Below are 3,174 nucleotides of genomic sequence, written 5' to 3' on the forward strand. Positions count from 1 at the left end.
ATACATCGACACCTTATCCGAACCCATCGATGAAACACCCGTGATCGCGCCCTCGCCCCCTTCCGACACCTCCGCTCCATCAACATCCCCAAAACCGCTACCCGAGATTCGCGTGTACGACTACGAGCAACTGCGTCAATAGCATGGACATTAACCCCTAACCGTCCAACATCTGCGGTTATTTGAAGTAGCCCCTTATCCCGACGAAAGTTTCAGTCACTTCCTCGGGCGCTTTCGCCGCGCCAATTGCCTGAGCGGAAGTCATCTGTCATCGATGCTAGGAGAGCGATCGCCCATCGTATCGTACTGGGAAAGTCCATCCCGTCAGCGTCGTCCCAAGCGAGTGCAACTGCAGCAGCTTTCTCAGATGAGTGGCGTGGCGATCGCACGACTTCAGCAGATGTGGTCAAGCGGCGACACCCGATTGCATTGGCCGACCCGTCTGTGTCCAGACTGTTATGCTCATAATCCTTGGCATCGACTGACCTGGCAACAAGCCGAACACCCACAATGTGACCGACACCCGCTATTGCTCCTATCCTGGTGTCCGCGATGCCAGCATCCCCTTCAACTACCCAGCCAATGGGCAACTGGCGAGTGCGATCGCTGTCAGTTACCCTTCTCACAGATAGCACCATTTGAAGTCCGCGATAGCGCAATAGAGTGACTCAGAAGAGTGACTAAACAAGACGTCGAATCGACCAAATCATTTGTCGTCTGCCTGTCGGCTCATGTGTGGTTTGAAACTGCTGTTTGAGCCGCTTCAATCGTTGTTCCTGTTCAAGGATGTCGTTAGGGTAGTCCCACTGTCCAACCGTTAACGAGCGAGAAATAACAGCCGAGTCGAGTTTGAGTGACGTTCTATCGAGATCTGCACAGGCATCCAAGAAGGCCGGTTTGAGGGATTGAAGTTGGGAGGCGATCGCAGCCAGTTGCATCCGAATGAAGACGGTCTAGCTAGAGAGCGAGCGATCGCTAGCAGGCAGAGGCAAGAGCAGGAGAGCAACGTCTGACATGGGCAAAAAGCCCTTAGTAGGCATTAGATAGTGTGGCGTAGAGGCTATTTGGGGTGGCTACAACTGTCACTGCTGTACTTGAGATGAAGCCCCAGACCGTTTGGCAGGCTGTGGAGCATGTTGACATGGGAGAGTAGCCGTTGAGCAGAACCTAGCCCCTGTTCAGAAAAAAACAATTACTTATTCATGGGCGATCGCATATACGTGTATACCTAAAGATAAGAATTGTAGTAGCAAAATAGATCCATTGAGTAAGCAAAGCATTGATTGTTTCGAGGTGAGTTGCGGCATGGTGCCGAGGTGTCTAAAGAGCGATCGTGGACTTGGATTACTGTGGCGTATGAGGTTTTGGGTAGCCTGTCTGATACTGAAAGAGATAAGTTGTAGATACATTAGTGCGGGATGTATGGTATGGTTAGGTAAGATGCGTGCATTAAAATAGGTAAGTGAGATATGTTAATGGCAATAGGAGGATAAGGTAATGCATTTCTTTCTATTGTCAAGTGCCACGCTATTTGTCATAGATTCGAGATTGGGGTCTTCCCAACTTTTGGTGATCGTGAGAGATCGTCGAGAATAGAGAAGGACGTTGCCAGAGTGCTCGAACGATGCCCTTCTTACCGTGTTTGTTACCCGACCCTCACCACCTACATGTCGAGACCTACGAACGAGATGACGCCGCCAATCGCCTCATTATCCATGTTGCATCTACCCAACTGACGGCTCAATGTCCGGTATGCGGTTGCTCGACCCATCGGGTTCACAGTCATTATGAACGGACGTTAGCAGACTTGCCTTGCGCCCAATTCAGCCTCATCTTGCAGGTGAGTGTGCGTAAGTTCTTCTGTGTGAACTCCGCGTGCCTACGTCGGATCTTTACCGAACGCCTGCCCTTGGTTGCGGCACCGTGGGCTAGAAAAACAGTCCGTTTGGTGCAGCAGTTACGAACTGTGGGTTTAGCTCTTGGCGGAGCCGCTGGGTCACGTCTAGCTAAGTTTCTCGGATACCAGAGTTGCGGAAGCACCCTACTCAATCTGCTTCAGTCCTTGCCACTGCCTCAGGTTACGGTTCCCGATGTCTTAGGGGTCGATGACTTTGCTCTGCGCAAAGGCTGTCAGTATGGCACCATCTTGGTCGATCTCGACCAGCATCACCCCATTGCGTTACTGGCTGACCATACTGCAGAAACACTGGCTCATTGGCTGCAAGCGCATCCTGGGGTCAAGATCCTCTCGCGTGACCGCGCCAAAGCCTACAAGCGGGGGATGACAGAGGGCGCGCCCGATGCCATTCAGGTGACTGACCGCTTTCATTTAGTCCAAAACTGGAGTGAGGCGATTGACTGTACCTTACGTCACTATCGAGCCGAATTGAAAGCGGTTGATCCCAGGTATCGTCGTCCCCCACCGCAGCTCTCTAAACCCGTTGCGATCTGTCCAAGCCCAAGGGTGTCGATATCGGCTCCACCCCGCATCGAGATGAACCATCAGCAGCGTCTTCAACAGCAGCAAACCATCCAAGCTTTCGATCAACAAGGATGGAGTAGCACAGCGATTGCCGATGCGGTCGGGGTGAGTATCCGAACCGTCTATCGCTATTTGGCACTGCCGGACTTACCTGCTACGCCGCCCCATCGTTCGAGTTTGGGACGCAGTCGGCTCGACCCCTATTACCCACAGATACTAGAGTGGTGGAATCGCGGTCTGAGGCACACCAATCAACTGATGGACACCTTAAAACAACTGGGCTATCAAGGCAGCCGACGCACGCTGTCACGTTACTTACGCCGCATTCGGACGGCGCAAGGACTGCCGCTCTTACACCGAACGCCATCAAAACCATCGTCACCGCCAGTGCCACCGAAATCCCCTTGCTTCACGCCCCGTCGAGCCGCTGTTCTGATGGTGATGCGAGAGGAGCATCGCCAACCTGAAGAGACTGAATTGTTGGAGCAACTGAGACAACAACATCCAGACTTAGCTCAGATCATGGATCTCTCCGATGCGTTTCTCCAGGTGTTGCGATTGCCACAACCGGATGCACTCGATGGATGGTTACAAACAGCGCTAGACAGTCTATTCAAGCCATTTCGAGCCTTCGCTAATGGAGTGTTGAGTGATTATGCAGCGGTCAAAGCCAGCCTTTCAACGACGATTAG

The 3,174-nt window shown here is 52.5% G+C and carries 2 protein-coding genes; one reads left to right on the plus strand and one right to left on the minus strand.

Going from position 1 to position 3,174, the window contains the following annotated elements; genetic code table 11:
* Positions 1-212: 212 nt before the first annotated feature.
* Positions 213-626 (minus strand): hypothetical protein, encoded by a 414-nt coding sequence (locus V6D20_23395; protein ID HEY9818724.1) that lies wholly within the window; start codon positions 624-626, stop codon positions 213-215.
* Between the two features lie 998 nt (positions 627-1,624).
* Here V6D20_23395 and V6D20_23400 point away from each other — a divergent pair.
* Positions 1,625-3,174, plus strand: a 1,550-nt coding sequence (locus V6D20_23400; GenBank protein ID HEY9818725.1) for an ISL3 family transposase, incomplete at its 3' end; no start/stop codon positions are given.

The sequence above is a fragment of the Candidatus Obscuribacterales bacterium genome (assembly GCA_036703605.1).
Classification (GTDB): domain Bacteria; phylum Cyanobacteriota; class Cyanobacteriia; order RECH01; family RECH01; genus RECH01.